Raw genomic sequence first — 17,884 nt, forward strand, 5'->3', positions numbered from 1 at the left:
ACGGGTATGCGGCGGAAGCTGGCGGCTGGAAACTGGAAGATGAACGGAACCGGCTCAGCGCTGAGTGAACTTGAAACGCTGTCACAAAACCATCCCGAAGCCTCAGTCGATATTCTGATCTGCCCTCCCGCCACCTTGCTCAGCCGTGCCACCGATACTGTGGCGGGCTCAGCGATAACTGTTGGTGGGCAGGATTGTCACGCGGAACATTCCGGGGCGCATACGGGCGACATCAGCGCAGATATGCTGCTGGATGCCGGTGCGACTTCGGTCATTCTGGGCCATTCAGAACGGCGCGTGGATCACGGAGAGCATGACGAGGATGTACGCGCCAAAGCCCGCGCGGCGATGGACGCGGGCCTAAAAGCGGTCATTTGCGTCGGTGAAAGTCTGGAACAGCGTGAGGCGGCCAACACGCTCGATATTATTGGCGGGCAGATGTCCGGGTCGATCCCGGATCAGTCCACCGGCGAAAACCTGATCGTCGCATACGAGCCGATCTGGGCGATCGGCACTGGAAAGGTCCCCACCTTGGAAGAGATCGGCGAGGTTCACGACTTCATGCGCGCCCGGCTGGAACGTCGTTTTGGCGAAGGCGTGGGCCGGTCAGTGCGACTGCTTTACGGCGGGTCCGTCAAACCCAGCAATGCGGCCGATATCTTTGCGGTCTCGAATGTGGATGGCGCTTTGGTCGGTGGGGCCAGTCTGAAGGCTACGGATTTCTCGGGCATTATTCAGGCGCTGGAAAGCATCTGACCCCAGTCGTTATTCGGCAATATCCTCGGCCCAAAGCTCGGGCTTTTCTTCGATAAACCGTCGCATCAACGCGATGCAGTCGGGGTCATCGGCAATTACCACTTCGACCCCGCGCTCGCGCAGGAAGTCTTCGTTGCCTCCGAAGTTCTGCGTGTCACCAATCACGACGCGCGGAATACCGAATTGAACGATGGTGCCCGAACACATCATGCAGGGCGACAGCGACGTGTAAAGCACCGTGTCGCGATAGGATTTCTGCCGCCCGGCCTTGCGTAACGCGTCCATCTCGCCATGTGCAATCGGATCACCGCCCTGAACTCTCTGATTCCGTCCGCGCGCCACAACCTCGCCCCCACGGGCCAGGACCGAACCGATGGGACAGCCGCCCTCATCATACCCGACTTTCGCCTCATCAAAGGCGATGCGCAGCAGGCGGCTGTCGGTCTCGGTCAACATAGGGATGATCCTTGGTTGGGGCGTGTACCGGCAGCCTGCCCAATGGCGCCCCGACCGTCAACGGATCAGGCCAGCTTCATGGTGATAATTCCGGCAATGATCAGCAGCGCCGCCAGAATGCGTAGCGGCGTTACCGCCTCGCCCAGCAGGGTAACCCCAACCAAAAAAGCCCCTACTGCGCCGATGCCAACCCAGATCGTATAGGCAGTGCTCAGCGGCAGCTCGCGCATCGCCAGCGCCAACAAACCGAAAGACCCGATCATGGACACTCCCATAATCGCGGTCGGCAAAAGCCGAGTGAACCCGGCGGATTGCTTCATCGCACCCGCCCAGACAACTTCAAGAATTCCGGCAATAAGCAGCATGATCCATGCCATGAGATGACCTCTTGTCAAAGCGGGTCGTCCCGCATGATCTACCCGTGTTGGGGAGGTCGTCCTCTGCCCTTCAGATAAGCACCCGCGCGGGTGTTTCAAGGCACGAAAAGGCCGGGCAGTCGCAACCGCCCGGCGATACGGGTCAGGCCCGCTAGTTGGTGATGATTTCCGGCCCCATGAAGGTGTTGGGCAGGAAGGTCGATATCCACGGTATGTACGTCACCATGATCAGGAAGACGAACAGGACCGCCAGGAACGGCAGCGCCGCCTTCACAACACTCATCATCGGCATCCCGGCCACGCCAGAGGTCACGAACAGGTTCAACCCGACCGGAGGAGTAATCATCCCGATCTCCATGTTCACTACCATGATGATGCCCAGGTGGATAGGATCGATACCCAGTTCGATGGCGATCGGGAACACCAGCGGGGCCACGATGACCAGCAGACCCGAGGGTTCCATGAACTGACCGCCGATCAGCAAGATCACGTTGACCACGATCAGGAAAGTGACCGGCCCAAGACCCGCTGACAGCATGGCACTTGCGATATGCTGGGGCACCTGCTCATCCGTCAGCACGTGTTTCAGGATCAGCGCGTTGGCAATGACGAACAGCAGCGTGACCGTCAGCTTTCCCGCCTCGAACAGCGTGTGCTTCGTGTCCGGGTGGAAGAAAGCCGTCACCAGCGCATATGGCTTCTTCAGCAATGACAGGTTGGATTGACCTTCTTCTGTGCTGAGCGGCCCCATGTCTTTGTAAACAAAGCTGGCGATCAAGAACGCGTAGACAGCGGCAACAGCAGCGGCTTCGGTCGGGGTAAAGATACCACCGTAGATACCGCCTAGAATGATGACGATCAGAAACAGACCCCAACCGGCCTCGCGAGCCGAGATAAAGACCTCTCCCCAGCCTTTCCATTCACCTTTGGGCAGGTTCTTGACCTTGGCCATGACGTAAATGGTGATCATCAGCATCAGGCCCGCCATCAGGCCCGGAATGACACCCGCCAGGAACATGCGCCCAACCGAAACCTCGACGGCAGCGGCGTACACAACCATCACGATGGATGGTGGGATCAGGATGCCAAGTGTACCCGCGTTACAGATCACACCAGCAGCAAATTCCTTGGAATAGCCCACCTGCCGCATCCCGGCGATGACGATCGAACCGATGGCCACAACGGTTGCCGGGGACGAACCCGAAAGTGCGGCAAACAGCATACAGGCAAACACGCCTGCAATCGCCAGACCACCGGGCAAGTGCCCAACACAGGCAATCGAGAACCGGATGATCCGCCGCGCCACGCCGCCCGTTGTCATGAAGGACGAGGCCAGAATGAAGAACGGGATCGCAAGAAGGGTAAAGTGCCCCTCGAACGCCTCGAACAAAGTTCCCGCGACCGAGGCCAAAGAACTGTCGGAATAGATCAGCAGGAACAAGGTCGAGCTGAGGCCAAGCGCAACCGCAATCGGAACACCGATCAGCAGCAGGCCGATGACCATCGAGAAGAGAAGAATGACGTCCATCAGTTATGCTCTCCTTGCTGAGCGCGGACTTCTTCGATCTCGTCCTCGACTTCGTGGCTGGCGACAAGGCGATCCGTCTCACCACGCCAAATTTGAACGGCGACCTGCGCAAAACGGATGACCAGCAGCAACATCGACAAAGGCAGGATGAAATACGGGACAACCTTGGGCAGTTTTTCGTAGTACTCGCCATAGTTGATCAGGTCCTCAAGGAACCTCAAAGGCGCGACCATCGGAATGTCGTCGACCTCATAAAAACTCTGGCTGCGGGCGTCGAAATTGAACCCGGTCGGGAACCAGCGCCCGGATGTGGGCGGCAAATCGGCAAAGACGGCCCAATAGTCGTAGGCCCCTTTCAGCATCAGCAAAGAAAACACCAGGCAGCAGCCCACTGCAATCAGCGCCAGAATGCGTCGTGGCGCTGGCGACAGCATGTTCAGAATAGCGTCCACACCCAAATGCGCATGTTTCTTCACCGCATAAGACGCACCCAGCAGCACCAGCCAGCCAAAGGTGAACACCGTCAGTTCAAGCGCCCAGAGGATATTGGAATTAAATACAAACCGCGCAATCACGTTGGCAAAGGTTACGACCGTCATCAGGCCCAACAGCAACGCAATCAGGGTTTCTTCGATATGGTCGACCAGCCCGCCTTGGCCGGATTTCGCACCAGACATCTATCTGTCCCCGCATTTTTTGATGATGAGAGAGTGTGTGTGGGCGGGCTTTGTCAGCCCGCCCGGCCTACGCGTCGAATACTCCCCAGTCCCCGGACGCGTGGCCTCGATCCGGTTTAGAAACCGGCGTTGATGGCCTGTGCCGCGTCGATCTTGTCCTGACCAACGTCACCTGCGAACTGATCCCAGACAGGCTTCATTGCATCAACCCACGCCTGACGCTGTTCAGGTGTCAGCTCACGAATGATACCACCCGCGTCAGTGATCGAGGCTTTGGCCGCTTCGTTCACTGCAAAGGCTTCTTTGTTCCGGGTCTCGGTCACTTCGGCCAGAATGGTTGTGAACTGATCACGCACTTCCGGGTCCAGGCTGTCCAGCCAGTCAACCGAGGTCACAACCAGATAGTCGATGATACCGTGGTTGGTCTCGGTGATGCCGTCCTGAACTTCGAAGAACTTCTTGCCATAGATGTTTGACCAGGTGTTCTCCTGCCCGTCCACAACACCCTGCTGCAGCGCACCGTAAACTTCCGAGAACGCCATTTTCTGTGGGCTGCCACCGATCGCTTCCATCTGCGCAACCAACACGTCCGAGGACTGCACGCGGAACTTCAGGCCGTTTGCGTCTGACGGATCTTCCAGCGGCTTGTTGGCCGACATCTGCTTCATGCCATTGTGCCAGAAGGCCAGACCCTGCAGGCCACGGCGCTGCATGCTGTCTTTCATTGCCTGACCATCGGCCGACGCCTGGAATGCGTCTACGGCATCAATGTTTTTGAACATGAACGGCAGGTCGAACAAGCGGAACTGCTTGGTGAATTTCTCGAACTTGGACAAGGACGGCGCGGCCAGTTGAACGTCGCCTTGCAGCATCGCCTCAAGCACCTTGTCGTCATTGTAGAGGGTCGAGTTCGGATAGACCTCCATGCACATCACGCCGTTCATCTCGTCATTGACGCGCTGTTCCAGCAGCGAGGCCGCGATGCCTTTGGGGTGTTTATCGGTGTTCGTCACATGCGCGAACTTCACAACAATCTCACCGTCGTCACATGCCGCCATCCCCGCAGTTGCGGTGACCGTCAGCGCCAGAGCCGTTGCGGCTGTTGTCAAAATCTTCATCTGTTTTCCTCCCAGACTTTCTAGAAACAAGCGTTCAGCGCCGGGTTGGCGCCGTATGGCGTGCAGTGAACCGACTCAGCCGCAACCACACAACATTTCCGTCTGACAGTCAGATGAGGGCATTTATTCATGTAATTTCATTGTGTTACATCAAACCAAACACAACGCCAAGAATCACCTTTTCTTCGACGTGCGAAAATCCGCACACATGAAAATGCCACTTGTGCGGATTTCCGCACAATTTCCGAATCATCCATGCGAATCAATATGGAGGTTGCGTTTGTCGGCTGAATTACCTGCGGTAATCCTCTGGCCGGATTTGGTAGCGCGCCAGCTTGTCATAAAAGGTCTTTCGCGGAAGCTTCAGCGCCTTTGCCGCATCAGACGCTTTTCCATTGTGCCGCCCCAACGCCGCGATCAGCAACGATCGTTCAACACGCGCCATTTGTTCACTGAGGCCCAGATCTGTGGCCTGTGCGACCTCTTCCGGCATCCCCAGAACAAAGCGCATCGCGGCGGACATGAGCGACCGCGCGTTCCCGGGCCAATCGTTGGCCATCAACGCTGCCAGATGTTCCGATGAGATTTCAGGAACCGGGATCCCTGCCTGCTCAGCTGCCTGAGCCACGTAGTGACGAAAGATAACGGGAATATCGTCTGGCCGCTCTGCCAAAGATGGAATCCGAACGCGCATCACGTCCAGCCGATAGAAAAGATCGGCATTGAAACGGCCTTCGGCACTTAAGGCAGACAGATCAGCGGTGGTGCCAGCAATGATCCGACCACCCGGCCCTTGTTCGATCAGTTCAAGCGCCGCAAATTGCGTGGCCTGCGGCATGGCCGAAACCTCGTCAAGAAACAGCGACCCACCCGCTGCATCCTCACAACTGCGGGCCAGATCTTCGGGGCTGAGCGTCGAGGCCGGTCTTTTCACAAACGGTCCCTGCCCCACAGATGACATCAGGTGCACAACCTCGGCCACTTTTGAGATGCCACTGCCAGGAGGGCCAGTCACCAGAACTTCGGCCTGTGTGAGTGCAACGGCGCGAACCCTTTCGCGCAACGCCTCGGCCTGCGGCGAAAGGCCAAACAGCAATCGTGCGGCCGGGTCACCGCGTTCCAGTTCGGATCTCATTGCCCTCTGCTCGATGACTTCGGCTCGGGCTGCGAATGCACGCTCCAGCACATCCAGCAGATCGGACGCGGCACAGGGTTTTTCCAGAAAATCGAACGCGCCCTTACCCATTGCATCAACAGCCATGGGAATATCCCCTTCACCGGTCAGAAGAATGACGGGAAGATCGGGATCGACCTCTCTTGCGTAGGTCAACAGATGAAACCCATCCCGACCCGGCATTCGGATGTCCGAAATGATGACACCGGGAAAGTCCGCTCGGATATGATCCTTGGCCGCGACAAAAGAGCCTGCCGTAGTCGGTTGAACATCCGCCAGTTCAAGCGTTTGTGCCAAAGCCTCACGTACGGCTGCATCATCGTCGACCAAAAGAACTTTTCGGGTCATGCCGCCTCGTCTTCCCGATAGTATTCCAAATCTACAGTAAACATCGCGCCAGTGGGCGCGTTGGTCCCGCGAATGTTTCCACCGAAACTCTGAACCAGCCCGTATGAAATCGAAAGCCCCAGCCCCATTCCTTCGGACGAACCTACGGCCTTGGTGGTGTAGAACGGCTCAAACAGCTTTTCCGTGTTTTCGATGCCGGGGCCTATGTCACGTACAGTGACCGAAAGCCTCTCGCCATTATTGATCACAATTTGAATGAGGCGTTCATCCTGCTGGCTCATCGCATCTGCGGCGTTGTTGATCAGGTTCACAAAGACCTGCACAAGCCTTACCTCACCACCCCAAGCGTAAACAGGCGCGTTTGGCGGTTGCCAATCCATGGCCACGTTTTCCGTGTTCAGCCTGGCTTCGGTCAGTTCAACGGCCGTATTCAGAACCTGCACCAAATCCACGCGCCCCATCGGTTCGCTTTCGTTGCGGGCAAAGGCCCTCAGGTTCTTGATGATCCGCGCCATACGCGCAGCCATCTCAGAAATGCGGCCCAAGTTCTCGCCCGCTTTCTCGGGTTTTCCACGTTCCACGAACGCTGTGCCATTATCAGCAAACTGCTGGATCGCCATCAGGGGCTGGTTCAGCTCGTGGCTGATCCCTGCTGACATCTGCCCAAGCGCGCTGAGCTTTCCGGCCTGAACCAAGTCCGCCTGTGCGCGCCGCAGCGCCGCTTCGGCTTCCTGTCGTTCCGCGACCTCTTTTTGCAAGCTGTCGTTTGCAACCGTCAGGTCGAGGGTCCGTTTGGCGACTCGACTTTCCAGAACCGCATTGGCTTCTGCCAGCGTCCGCCGCCGTTCCATCGCAAGAAAAAGCATTGCACCAAATGCCAAACAGATTGCTGCGACTGCGGCTGCCTGAAGTCGCGCAAGTTGCAGGGCTGGGGCCACGTCCACCAATACCTCGGCAGTCATATCGATGACCGGCAATTCGAGGGTAAGGTGCAAAGCATCGCGCGGAAGATAGCGCCCCCAGTTCAATTTCCACAGCTCATGCCCACCGACGCGCGTCGAAGCAAAGTCGACCGCCGCGCCGTTGGGCGGTGTTAGTCCTGCCTCTCCTTCCTCGCGAGACCAAAACAGCAGGTCCGACCTGTTCGAGATGAACACAACACCTTCTGCATCAACAAAGAAAACCGCCTCGGTACTGCCACGCCACGTCTGCTCTACATCCTGAACATCGGCAACAACCATCAGTACACCTGTGATCTGACCAAATGGGCCGAAAGCAGGCGCAGCGTAAGAGTAGATCCGATCATCTCCGACAGGCGTAACCTCATGCGCACTGCCCAAGGCCCCCTGCATTGCACGACGGAAAGCGGGGTGTTCGGCCATGTCGGGCTGAGACACAGGCTGCGCTGAAACCAATACCTGCCCTTTTTGGTCCAGGTACATCATGTTGACTGCCGCTGTCTTGTCGGCAACGTCCAGCAACATTGCCTGAGCTTGTCGCTTGTCGGCTTGTTGATCTAATTCTTGCAGAATCGGATGGGTCGCCATCAGCACTGCAAGCTCTTGATACACTTGCATTTGCGTGCTCAGCCGGTCGGCCGCCAGTTCAAGATCAGCTTCGGCCTTTTCACTCAGTTGAGACAGCGCCTGACGGTAGCCATAAGACCAGACGAATCCGGACAGTACCCCGACGGCAATCAGAAAACCGGCTATGAACCAAACCCTGTGCATGTACAGGGTCTTGCATTCAACGCGGCGCGTGGCAAGTGTGCGTCGCATGAAGTCGCTCTCACAATCCCCGACAGAACCTGGTTTCGTCCAGAACCCCTATCCGTTTTACGACACAGCCCGACAAGCCGGAGATCTGTTCTATTGGACCGATTACAGCATGGTTGCCGCTGTGTCCTGCCAGGCCGTCCGCACCTTGCTGAAGGATCGCCGGTTCGGGCGCGAAGTTCCGCCCGAGCACGCAACACAAGGCCCTGCACATCTGGCCCCATGGTTGTCGGTCGAAGCCCATTCGCTGCTTGAAGCCGAGCCACCACGGCACACGCGTCTGCGGGCGTTGGTCATGCGGGCCTTCACGTCACGGGCGATTTCCGCACTGCAGCCTTCGATTGAAACCCTTTGTCATGATCTGATCCGGGATTTCCCACAAGAGCCGTTTGACCTTTTGCATGCCTATTGCACTCAGGTCCCCGTGATTACGATCTGTCGTCTGCTGGGAGTACCCGAAGACATGGCACCGGACTTGCTGCGCTGGTCGCACGACATGGTGGCAATGTACCAAGCCAATCGAACGCGGGACACCGAAGACAAGGCAGCACAATCGGCGCAGGAATTCACAACGTTTCTGGAAGACTACATCGACCAGAAGCGGCGTGACCCGCGTGACGATCTGATCACACGATTGATCGCTGCAGAAGAGGAAGGCGAGAAACTTTCCCGAGAGGAGTTGGTCGCGACCTGTATTCTGCTGTTGAATGCCGGTCATGAAGCGACGGTGCATTCCCTGGGGAATGGGGTCAAAACCTTACTGGAAACGCAAACAGACCCAAGCGTCTTACGACCAGACAAGATTGACTCAACCATCGAAGAAATCCTGCGTTATGACCCGCCCCTGCATATGTTTACGCGCTATGCCTACGAGGATGTCGATATTTTTGGGCATAGATTCAAACGCGGCGATCAGGTTGCTTTGTTGCTGGGGGCCGCGAACCACGACCCCGCTGTCTGGCAAGAACCGAACACTTTCCGCCCCACGCGGTCTATCGATGTGAACACCAGCTTTGGTGGCGGGATCCACTTCTGCGTTGGTGCACCTTTGGCACGGTTGGAAATGCGTATCGCGCTTCCAATCCTGTTCGATGCCTGTCCAGACCTACGGCTGGCCGCGCCCCCGACTTATTCGGACAGTTATCATTTCCATGGCTTGGAGCAGGTTCTGGTACAAATCTGAAGTCGCGTTTCCACCTTGCTGTCAGCCCGCACTGCTACGCCTTATCAACCAATGCGTTCAACGGCAGCATTGTGGTGGATTTGATTTCTTCCATCGACAAAAGCGCCGTGACGTTGTGCACCCGCACCTCTGAAATCAGTGATTGATAAAAAACGTCATAGGCGCGTGCATTCTTGACCCTGACTTTGAGGATATAGTCGATGTCGCCAGCCAGCCTGTGTGCCTCTTGCACTTCGGGGTGATCGCGCAACGCTTTCAGAAACTTGCGCTGCCATTCGGCCTCGTGCTCGGACGTACGAATCAAGACGAAGAATGTCGCCTCGAATCCAAGCGCTTCGGCGTCCAGCAAAACTGTCTGCTGACCAATGATACCGGCCCCTTTGAGCTTACGGATGCGATTCCAAACCGGCGTCTTGGAACTGCCTACACGGGCCGCGATTTCATCCAGCGACTGACCCGCATCGCGTTGCAGCTCGGCCAGAATTTTCCGATCCGTTTCGTCTATTCGAACCGACATTCCAGTTTTCCTTCCAATTCGAGGTTTTCGTTCCAATTCTCAACAATAATGGAACATGTGTTCTTATTTAACCGCCCATATGGCACTTTAGCGGGAATATTTCCTATATTGGAGGCCAAGTCAAACCACACCCGAGACGATCCAATGCAGGACATGCTCACAATCAGATCCAAAGGACACGTCGACTTTGTCGGCGCCGGTCCCGGTGATCCCGAATTGCTAACGCTCAAAGCGCTCACCGCGTTTGAGCAGGCTGATATCGTACTGCATGACCGCCTGATCAGCGCACCTGTGCTGGATTTGGCCGGCCAAACCGCAGAACTGGTTGATGTCGGCAAAGCCGGGTTTGGGCCGTCCTGGAAGCAAAGCGATATTGATGCGCTTCTGGTGGACTATGCCCAAAAGGGCAAGCGCGTGGTGCGCCTCAAGTCAGGGGACCCAACCGTGTTTGGTCGTCTGGATGAAGAAATCGAAGCGGTCGAGGCCGCTGGCATTGACTGGCAAATCATCCCCGGCATTACAGCTGCATCTGCGGCTGTTGCAAGCATTGGGCAAAGCCTGACCCGTCGGGGCCGCAACTCTTCCGTGCGGTTTCTGACCGGGCACGACATGAAGGGCTTCGCCGATCACGACTGGGCCGCGCTGGCCCGCGCAGGATCGGTTGCTGCGATTTACATGGGGAAGAAATCGGCCCGGTTCATCCAAGGGCGTCTGATCATGCACGGTGCGGATCGTGCAACTCCGATCACGCTGGTCGAAAACGCCTCGCGCCCGAACCAACGCATTCTGGCCACCACATTGGACAAACTGCCAACTGATCTGGCCGCCGCTGAATTGGACGGCCCTGCCCTGACCTTCTATGGCCTTGCCCCGCGCGAAGCGGCGCAGGCCGTGACTGAATTCAATAAGGAGCTTGCCTGATGGCCCGCGCTTTTACCCCCAAAGTCGTCACCGCAAATGATCTGCTGGAAGGTGATGTGATTTATCAAACCGAAGACGACCGCTGGTCGCGCGATCTTTCCGATGCGGAACTGATCACCGATGAAGCGCATGCCCAGGTGCGTCTGCTGGATGCCGAGCGTCAGGCGAACAAGATTGTGGGTGCCTATCTGGCTGACGCCGTTGCTGGTGAACACGGCCCTGAGCCCACCCATTTTCGGGAAGACTTCCGCCGGACTGGTCCGTCCAACTATGCCCACGGCAAACAGGAATCTTCCTCGCAGCCCCGGGCCTGACCTCAGGCCCTCTCTCTCCCCTTCTATGGCCCCAAGGTTCGGGGCTGCAACCAAGGACAGCTAGACATGTATCGCTACTCCGAGTTTGACACAGCTTTTTTGGCAGAGCGCAACAAGCAGTTCCGCGCGCAGGTCGAGCGTCGTATCGACGGCTCACTGACTGAGGATGAGTTCAAACCCCTGCGCCTGATGAACGGCCTGTATCTGCAGCTGCATGCTTACATGCTGCGGGTCGCCATTCCGTACGGCACCCTGTCCAGCGCGCAGATGCGCCAGCTGGCCTTGCTGGCCGAAAAGTGGGACAAAGGCTATGGCCATTTCACCACCCGTCAGAACATTCAGTACAACTGGCCCAAGCTGAACGACGTGCCAGATATGCTGGACGCGCTGGCCGAGGTTGGCATGCACGCCATTCAGACCTCGGGCAACACCATCCGCAACGTGACAGCAGATCACTTTGCCGGTGCCGCCGCGGATGAGATCGCTGACCCGCGCCCTTACGCAGAACTGCTGCGCCAGTGGTCGACCGACCACCCGGAGTTCCAGTTCATGCCGCGTAAATTTAAGATCGCCATCACCGGCAGCGAAAACGACCGCGCCGTGATCAAAGCACACGACATCGGCCTGCAACTGGTTGAGCGTGATGGTGTTCTGGGCGCGCGCGTGATCGTGGGCGGCGGACTGGGCCGGACCCCAATGATCGGCAAGGAACTTTCCGAATTCGTCGCGTTTGACGACCTGCTGGCCTACCTCGAAGCCACCGTTTCGGTTTGGAACCAGATCGGCCGCCGCGACAACAAATACAAGGCGCGCATCAAGATCACCGTGCATGAGCACGGTATCGATGCCATCCGCGCCAAGGTCAACGAGCGTTTCCTGCAGGTTCGCCCGCAGTTCAAAGGTGCCGACATGGCGCTGCTGGAAGAAATCAAGGGCCACTTTGCTGCCCCTGCCTTCCGCGAAGGTTCGGTTGCGTCGTTCGAAAGCGCCTACACCAACGATCCGGTTTTCCGTTCGTGGGTCGACACCAATATCGCACCGCACAAAAACGCGGACCACGCGATCGTTACGATCTCGATCAAGAAACATGGCGCGACGCCGGGCGATGCGACTGCCGAGCAGATGCGCGTGATGGCCGATCTGGCCAAAGAGTTCGCCTATGACGAGCTGCGCATCAGCCACGAGCAGAATGTGATCCTGCCGCATGTCCACAAGTCGGACCTGCCTGCGATCCATGCAAAGCTGAAAGAGTACGAACTGGCGACCGCCAATATCGGCCTGATCAGCGACATCATTGCCTGCCCCGGCATGGACTACTGCGCGCTGGCAACGGCCCGCTCGATCCCCGTGGCGCAGGAAATCGCAACGCGTTTCGAAGACCTGAAGCTGGAGCATGATATTGGCCACCTGAAGATCAAGATCTCGGGCTGCATCAATGCATGTGGCCACCACCATGTGGGCCACATCGGCATCCTGGGCCTGGATCGTGCAGGCGTCGAGAATTACCAGATCACTCTGGGTGGCGACGCGACTGAAACCGCTGCAGTCGGCGACCGCACAGGCCCAGGATTTGCCTATGATGAAATCGTGCCGGCAGTGGAACGCATCGTCGACACATACCTGACCCAGCGGGAGAGCGCTGAAGAAACCTTCCTGGAGACCTACCGCCGCGTCGGTATGGCTCCGTTCAAGGCCGCTCTCTACCCCGAGGCTCAGGCGAATGCCGCTTGACCTGATCCAGACGGAACTGGGCAAAGATCGCTGCGAGCTGACCGAAAAAGTCGAAACGCTGAACGCCCGGTTCCGACACCACAGTGCGCATGACGTCATGCACGGCGCGCTGGAGGAAATTGACAAATTGGCTTTGGTCTCAAGCTTTGGGGCTGAGTCGGTTGTGTTGCTGCACATGGCCGCGGTGGTCGACAAGATGACCCCGGTGCTGTTCGTAGACACGCAGATGCTGTTCACCGAAACGCTGGAGTACCAGCAGGAGGTCAGCGAGCGTCTGGGCCTGAAGAATGTCCAAATCATTCGTACAGATGATGAGGATGTTCAGCGTGACGACCCTTATGGTGCGTTACGTCTGCGGGATACGGATGCGTGCTGCAACCTGCGCAAGACTTTCCCGCTGCAAAAGGCTCTGACGGGCTATTGCGGCTGGATCACCGGGCGCAAACGGTTTCAGTCGGGCACTCGCGCCGCGCTTGACTTCTTTGAGGTCGAGGACGGCACGGGCCGGATCAAGGTTAACCCGCTGGCCCATTGGGCGCGCGAAGACGTGCGCGCCTACATGGAAGAAAACAACCTGCCCCGGCATCCGCTGGTGGCCAAAGGATACCCTTCGATCGGCTGTGCGCCCTGCACCTCGCCGGTCAAAGAGGGCGAAGACCCCCGCGCCGGGCGCTGGCGCGACCAGAACAAGGAAGAATGCGGCATCCATTTTGTCGATGGCAAGATGATGCGCGCCGGAGAGAAAACATGAACGTAATCGTAACGGATGAGGGCTTTTCGCCCGATGACTGGACCGACGGCTTTGTCACTCTGGACGATGCCGCCAATGATGTGGTCGCGCTGGACGTCGCTTCGGACACCGACCCGAATGAATTGATAGACCGTTTGGGCAGTGCCAAGATGGTGCGCGTCGATTTCCCGTCCTCAGCGGATGGACGCGGCTTTACCATTGCACGCGTCCTGCGCCTGAAAGGCTACACAGGCCGCCTGCGCGCCAAAGGCAACGTGCTGGCGGACCAATACGCCATGGCCCGCCGCTGCGGTTTCGATGAGGTCGAAATTGATCACGCCCTTGCGGATCGTCAGCCCGAAGATCAGTGGTTGGCGCGTTCCAAATGGCAAGACAACAACTATCAGGCCCGCTTGCGCGGCTGACACCGCCATCGCCAGCTTGTGATGTAAGGGGGCAATCTGTCCCCTTTTCCTGACTTGGATCAAAGATTAAACGGAGATGTCGGTTTAGCTGACCGGCAGTGAAATGATGACAGAGATGAAATCCGTGAGTGAAGCAACCGCCGTTAAGGCCCCCGTTCTGCCAGATGCCCAGACTGTCACCGAGGTGACGCACTGGACTGATAGCCTGTTCTCGTTCAAGGTCTCGCGCCCGGCCTCGCTGCGCTTTCGTTCGGGTGAGTTTGTGATGATCGGCCTTTTGGGTGATAACGGCAAACCGTTGCTGCGCGCCTATTCGATTGCTTCGCCGTCCTGGGACGAAGAGTTGGAGTTCTATTCGATCAAGGTTCAGAACGGCCCGCTGACTTCGAAACTGCAACACATCAAGCCCGGCGATCAGATCATCCTGCGCCCCAAGCCGGTTGGTACGCTGGTGCATGACGCCCTGCTGCCCGGCAAACGCCTGTGGTTCTTTGCCACCGGCACCGGCTTTGCACCTTTTGCCTCGCTGCTGCGTGAACCGCAGACCTATGAGGATTATGACGAGGTCATCATCACCCACACCTGCCGCGAAGTTGCTGAACTGGAGTATGGCCGTCAGCTGATCGAAAACATCCGTCAGGACGAACTGCTGGCTGAGCTGATGGGCGAAGGGTTTGCGGACAAAATCCGCTACTACCCGACCACTACCCGGGAAGACAGCCCCAAAATGGGCCGTATCACCACCCTGCTTCAGGACGGCACCGTGTTTGAAGATCTGGGCATCGAAGGCGGCATCAAGCCTGAAACCGACCGCGCGATGGTTTGTGGATCGTTGGCCTTCAACCTGGATATCAAGGAAATCCTCGAAGGGTTCGGCCTGCGCGAAGGTGCAAATTCCGACCCGAAGGAATTCGTGATCGAAAAAGCCTTTGTTGGGTAATTCCAATTTGCGTTCGGGGCTTTCCGGCTCTGAACGCGAAGAATGCCCGATAAAACAAGTTTTTTCACATCATCCTGTATTTATGCCGCTTGAAGTGCGGCGCAGCCCGGTTTAAATTCCGGGCTCGAAATTCTGCAATTATCAAAGGAATGAACCCATAGCTCGCAGACCTCACAACGCGCCGCCTCAACGAGAAACCGGCCCGCGCGTCAATGACAGAATCCGTGCCCCCGAAATTCGCCTGATTGGTGCCGAAGGTGAAAATGTCGGGGTGGTTCATCCCGCCAAAGCCATGCAACTTGCGGCCGATGCCGGCCTTGACCTTGTCGAGATCTCGCCCAATGCGAACCCGCCGGTCTGCAAGATCATGGATTTCGGCAAATACAAATACGAACAGCAAAAACGCGAAAGCGAAGCCCGCAAGAAGCAAAAAGTCATCGAGGTGAAAGAGGTCAAATTCCGGCCCAACACCGATACCCATGACTACGACGTCAAGATGAAGAACGTCGTCAAGTTTCTTGAGAAAGGTGACAAGGTCAAAGTCACGCTACGGTTCCGCGGACGTGAAATGGCGCACCAGAATCTGGGGCGCGAATTGTTGGAGCGTGTGGCCGAGGACATCAAGGAAATCGGCAAGGTTGAAAACATGCCGAAGATGGAAGGCCGTCAGATGATCATGATGATCGGCCCGCTTCCCCAGAAATAAGCCAAACACAGGCTGCAAGATCACAGGCTCTCGCTGGATTGGCGAGAGCCTTTTGGTTTCTACAACTGTTAGATGACCGCGTTCAAAGCCCGCCGCAATTTGCCGACAAGTTCGTCAATCTGCGCGTCTTCGATGATGAACGGAGGTGCCAGTAGAATGTGATCCCCGTTTCGCCCATCCCGTGTCCCCGCCATGGGGTAACAGATCAAGCCTTCAGCCATTGCAGCCTTTTTCACCTTTCCGGCGATGCCCAGGGACGGATCGAACGGAGCTTTGGTACCCCGATCCGACACAAGTTCGATCCCGCGGAAGAGGCCCCGCCCGCGCAGATCGCCAACATTTGCGTGCTGTCCAAACGCTGCCTCAAGGGCCGAATGCACTTTGTCTCCCATGACCCCGGCGCGGGCTGGCAAGTCTCGGTCCGTCAGCTCACGGACCACCGCGAGCGCAGCGGCTGTGGCAACCGGGTGACCGATATAGGTGTGCCCATGTTGGAAAAACCCTGACCCATCCCGAATAGCATCATAGATCGCACCAGTGCACAGCATGGCTCCGATCGGTTGATATCCGGCCCCTAAGCCTTTGGCGATGCACAGTATATCAGGCTCGATGCCGTCATGATCGCAGGCAAACAGGTGACCTGTACGCCCCATGCCACACATTACCTCATCCAGGATCAACAGCACCCCGTATTGGTCGCAGATTTCTCGGATACGTTTGAAATACCCTTCAACCGCCGGAACCGCGCCGAGCGTTGCACCAACCACCGGTTCCGCCATGAACGCCATGACAGTCTCGGGGCCCAGGCGCAGGATTTCGACCTCTAGCTCGTTGGCAACGCGCTGACCATAGTCAAAGCTGCTTTCGCCCTCGGGTTTTTCGGCATATTCATAACAGGCCGAAATATGGGTCATCTCGATCAGCATGGGCGCGAACTGAGCACGCCTCCAGGCGTTGCCCCCGGCAGACAAAGCGCCCAGCGTGTTGCCGTGGTAGCTTTGTTTTCGCGCGATGACATGCCGACGCTCGGGCTGACCGATTTCAAGGAAATACTGACGTGCCAGTTTGATCGCCGCCTCGGTTGCCTCAGACCCGCCCGATACGAAATAGACCCTGTCCAAATCGCCCGGCGCATGCTGGATCAACAGATCCGCCAGCGCCTCAGCCGGTTCAGAGGTCATGAAACCGCTGTGGGCAAAGGCGATCTGTTCCACCTGTTCTTGAACCGCGCGGATCACTGCAGGGTTGGAATGCCCCAGGCAAGACACGGCCGCGTCACCGCAGTCCAGATACCGCTTGCCTTGCGCGTCGATCAGATAGCACCCATCCCCACCTGCTGCGATGGGCAGATCCGATTTGGTGTGGCGCGGGAATACGTGACTCATGTTCTGGCCTTTCCAAGCAGTTCAACCAAAGCCGCGACCGAAGCCGCATTATCCGCCCACGGCGTGCCATCCGGCCCCGTCAGGCTATTTTCAAATCCAACGCGCACATCACCCCCGCGCCGCGCTGCTTCGGCCAGACAGGCGTGTTCTTGTGTGCCAAACGCGCAGACCATCCAATGGTTTTGACAGTTCGGGAAGGCATCCAGATCTGCCGGTACAGATTGCTGACCGTCGCTATAGCGTCCCAGAACAAACAGCCGGTCCGTCTGATCCTTACGGACAATGTCATCCTGCTGCCACTGGTCCAACAGCCGAGCGTCTTCCGCATCGTACAGAATATGCTGCACCCGCGTTCCCTGATCAGCGCAGAGCGCATAGACACGCGGTGCAAGGTTGGGGTCGCGCGCAATCTCTCGTACCGAAATCGAGGCCCAGTCTGGACGCACCTGCTCCAAGCAGGCCAGCTGCGCGGGAACGTCAAATATCCCTGCCGCTTCGGTTGTGATTTGAACATCCAATCCCGGCGCGATGCGGCGCAATTCGGCGATCGTTTCCAGATATGATCCAGCGTCCAGCGAGTGCTGACCCTTCGCGTCCCGTACATGAACATGAATGCCCTGCGCCCCTGTAAGGTGGCAGGCCCGCGCAGTTTTGACGATCTGATCTATCGTGACCGGCAGGGCAGGATGATCTGCTGCAGTTCGCCGCGCGCCATTGGGCGCGACTAGAATATAGAGGGTTTTGTTGTCGTCGGCAGGGATGGGATTCATCTGTTCTTTCCTTGTACAAGGGTGCACCTAGACCCCACTCCATTCGTTTTCAA

19 protein-coding genes are annotated in these 17,884 nt (G+C 57.5%); 9 read left to right on the forward strand and 10 right to left on the reverse strand.

The annotated features are described in order from the left end of the window. The first annotated feature begins 6 nt into the window (after positions 1 to 6). Entirely contained in the window at positions 7 to 756 is a 750-nt protein-coding gene (gene tpiA / locus ACR3EH_RS01405; protein WP_171182992.1) for a triose-phosphate isomerase, read from the forward strand. Positions 757 to 765: 9 nt separating this feature from the next. On the opposite strand, the gene ACR3EH_RS01410 is transcribed toward tpiA, so the two are convergent. The 7 genes from ACR3EH_RS01410 to ACR3EH_RS01440 all read right to left on the reverse strand — a co-directional run bounded on the left by ACR3EH_RS01410 (position 766) and on the right by ACR3EH_RS01440 (position 8,212). Next, a complete protein-coding gene (locus ACR3EH_RS01410; RefSeq protein ID WP_171182990.1) occupies positions 766 to 1,212 on the reverse strand; it encodes a nucleoside deaminase in 447 nt (148 codons plus the stop codon). A gap of 65 nt (positions 1,213 to 1,277) precedes the next feature. Next, complete coding sequence (locus ACR3EH_RS01415; RefSeq protein WP_171182988.1) at positions 1,278 to 1,589, reverse strand: DMT family transporter; 312 nt, start codon at positions 1,587 to 1,589, stop codon at positions 1,278 to 1,280. A gap of 151 nt (positions 1,590 to 1,740) precedes the next feature. After that, on the reverse strand, positions 1,741 to 3,117 hold the full coding sequence (locus tag ACR3EH_RS01420; RefSeq protein WP_171182986.1) for a TRAP transporter large permease: 1,377 nt from the start codon (positions 3,115 to 3,117) through the stop codon (positions 1,741 to 1,743). Beyond that, positions 3,117 to 3,794 (reverse strand): TRAP transporter small permease, encoded by a 678-nt coding sequence (locus tag ACR3EH_RS01425; protein WP_171089745.1) that lies wholly within the window; start codon positions 3,792 to 3,794, stop codon positions 3,117 to 3,119. Before ACR3EH_RS01425 ends, ACR3EH_RS01420 begins: the two co-directional genes overlap by 1 nt. 116 nt (positions 3,795 to 3,910) lie before the next feature. Further along, entirely contained in the window at positions 3,911 to 4,912 is a 1,002-nt protein-coding gene (locus tag ACR3EH_RS01430; RefSeq protein ID WP_171089743.1) for a DctP family TRAP transporter solute-binding subunit, read from the reverse strand. Between the two features lie 292 nt (positions 4,913 to 5,204). Next, the gene (locus ACR3EH_RS01435) at positions 5,205 to 6,434 is read right to left on the reverse strand and encodes a sigma-54-dependent transcriptional regulator (RefSeq protein WP_171182984.1); all 1,230 of its coding nucleotides are present in this window, start codon (positions 6,432 to 6,434) and stop codon (positions 5,205 to 5,207) included. Beyond that, on the reverse strand, positions 6,431 to 8,212 hold the full coding sequence (locus ACR3EH_RS01440; RefSeq protein WP_171182983.1) for a sensor histidine kinase: 1,782 nt from the start codon (positions 8,210 to 8,212) through the stop codon (positions 6,431 to 6,433). The genes ACR3EH_RS01435 and ACR3EH_RS01440 overlap by 4 nt, the downstream gene beginning before the upstream one ends. On the opposite strand from ACR3EH_RS01440, the gene ACR3EH_RS01445 reads away from it, so the two are divergent. Next, positions 8,211 to 9,392 carry a cytochrome P450 gene (locus ACR3EH_RS01445; RefSeq protein WP_171646884.1) on the forward strand — a complete coding sequence of 394 codons (1,182 nt, stop codon included), beginning with the start codon at positions 8,211 to 8,213 and terminating at the stop codon, positions 9,390 to 9,392. The two genes, ACR3EH_RS01440 and ACR3EH_RS01445, sit on opposite strands and share 2 nt — an antisense overlap. Before the next feature lie 34 nt (positions 9,393 to 9,426). Here the strand turns inward: ACR3EH_RS01445 and ACR3EH_RS01450 are convergent, their stop codons facing one another. Then, the gene (locus tag ACR3EH_RS01450; protein ID WP_171089735.1) at positions 9,427 to 9,909 is read right to left on the reverse strand and encodes an Lrp/AsnC family transcriptional regulator; all 483 of its coding nucleotides are present in this window, start codon (positions 9,907 to 9,909) and stop codon (positions 9,427 to 9,429) included. A 144-nt stretch (positions 9,910 to 10,053) separates the two neighbouring features. Here ACR3EH_RS01450 and cobA point away from each other — a divergent pair, with 144 nt between their 5' ends. The 7 genes from cobA (at position 10,054) to infC (ending at position 15,676) form a co-directional block, all read left to right on the forward strand. Further along, positions 10,054 to 10,830, forward strand: coding sequence for a uroporphyrinogen-III C-methyltransferase (cobA, locus tag ACR3EH_RS01455; RefSeq protein WP_171182979.1), 777 nt, complete (start codon positions 10,054 to 10,056; stop codon positions 10,828 to 10,830). Then, on the forward strand, positions 10,830 to 11,144 hold the full coding sequence (locus ACR3EH_RS01460; protein WP_171182977.1) for a DUF2849 domain-containing protein: 315 nt from the start codon (positions 10,830 to 10,832) through the stop codon (positions 11,142 to 11,144). Before cobA ends, ACR3EH_RS01460 begins: the two co-directional genes overlap by 1 nt. Positions 11,145 to 11,210: 66 nt before the next feature. Continuing rightward, positions 11,211 to 12,875, forward strand: coding sequence for a nitrite/sulfite reductase (locus ACR3EH_RS01465; protein WP_171182975.1), 1,665 nt, complete (start codon positions 11,211 to 11,213; stop codon positions 12,873 to 12,875). After that, entirely contained in the window at positions 12,865 to 13,626 is a 762-nt protein-coding gene (locus ACR3EH_RS01470) for a phosphoadenylyl-sulfate reductase (RefSeq protein WP_171675533.1), read from the forward strand. The genes ACR3EH_RS01465 and ACR3EH_RS01470 overlap by 11 nt, the downstream gene beginning before the upstream one ends. Then, positions 13,623 to 14,030 carry a DUF934 domain-containing protein gene (locus ACR3EH_RS01475; RefSeq protein WP_171182971.1) on the forward strand — a complete coding sequence of 136 codons (408 nt, stop codon included), beginning with the start codon at positions 13,623 to 13,625 and terminating at the stop codon, positions 14,028 to 14,030. Before ACR3EH_RS01470 ends, ACR3EH_RS01475 begins: the two co-directional genes overlap by 4 nt. 106 nt (positions 14,031 to 14,136) lie before the next feature. Further along, positions 14,137 to 14,970 carry a ferredoxin--NADP reductase gene (locus ACR3EH_RS01480; protein WP_171182969.1) on the forward strand — a complete coding sequence of 278 codons (834 nt, stop codon included), beginning with the start codon at positions 14,137 to 14,139 and terminating at the stop codon, positions 14,968 to 14,970. A 244-nt stretch (positions 14,971 to 15,214) separates the two neighbouring features. Then, positions 15,215 to 15,676, forward strand: coding sequence for a translation initiation factor IF-3 (gene infC / locus ACR3EH_RS01485; RefSeq protein WP_475198545.1), 462 nt, complete (start codon positions 15,215 to 15,217; stop codon positions 15,674 to 15,676). Between the two features lie 68 nt (positions 15,677 to 15,744). Here infC and ACR3EH_RS01490 read toward each other — a convergent pair whose 3' ends face one another. Both ACR3EH_RS01490 and ACR3EH_RS01495 read right to left on the reverse strand, forming a co-directional pair. Then, positions 15,745 to 17,061 carry an aspartate aminotransferase family protein gene (locus ACR3EH_RS01490; RefSeq protein WP_171182968.1) on the reverse strand — a complete coding sequence of 439 codons (1,317 nt, stop codon included), beginning with the start codon at positions 17,059 to 17,061 and terminating at the stop codon, positions 15,745 to 15,747. Then, on the reverse strand, positions 17,058 to 17,831 hold the full coding sequence (locus ACR3EH_RS01495) for a beta-keto acid cleavage family enzyme (protein ID WP_171646880.1): 774 nt from the start codon (positions 17,829 to 17,831) through the stop codon (positions 17,058 to 17,060). Before ACR3EH_RS01495 ends, ACR3EH_RS01490 begins: the two co-directional genes overlap by 4 nt. Between the last annotated feature and the right edge of the window lie 53 nt (positions 17,832 to 17,884).

The sequence above is a fragment of the Ruegeria sp. BG7 genome, assembly GCF_056535685.1.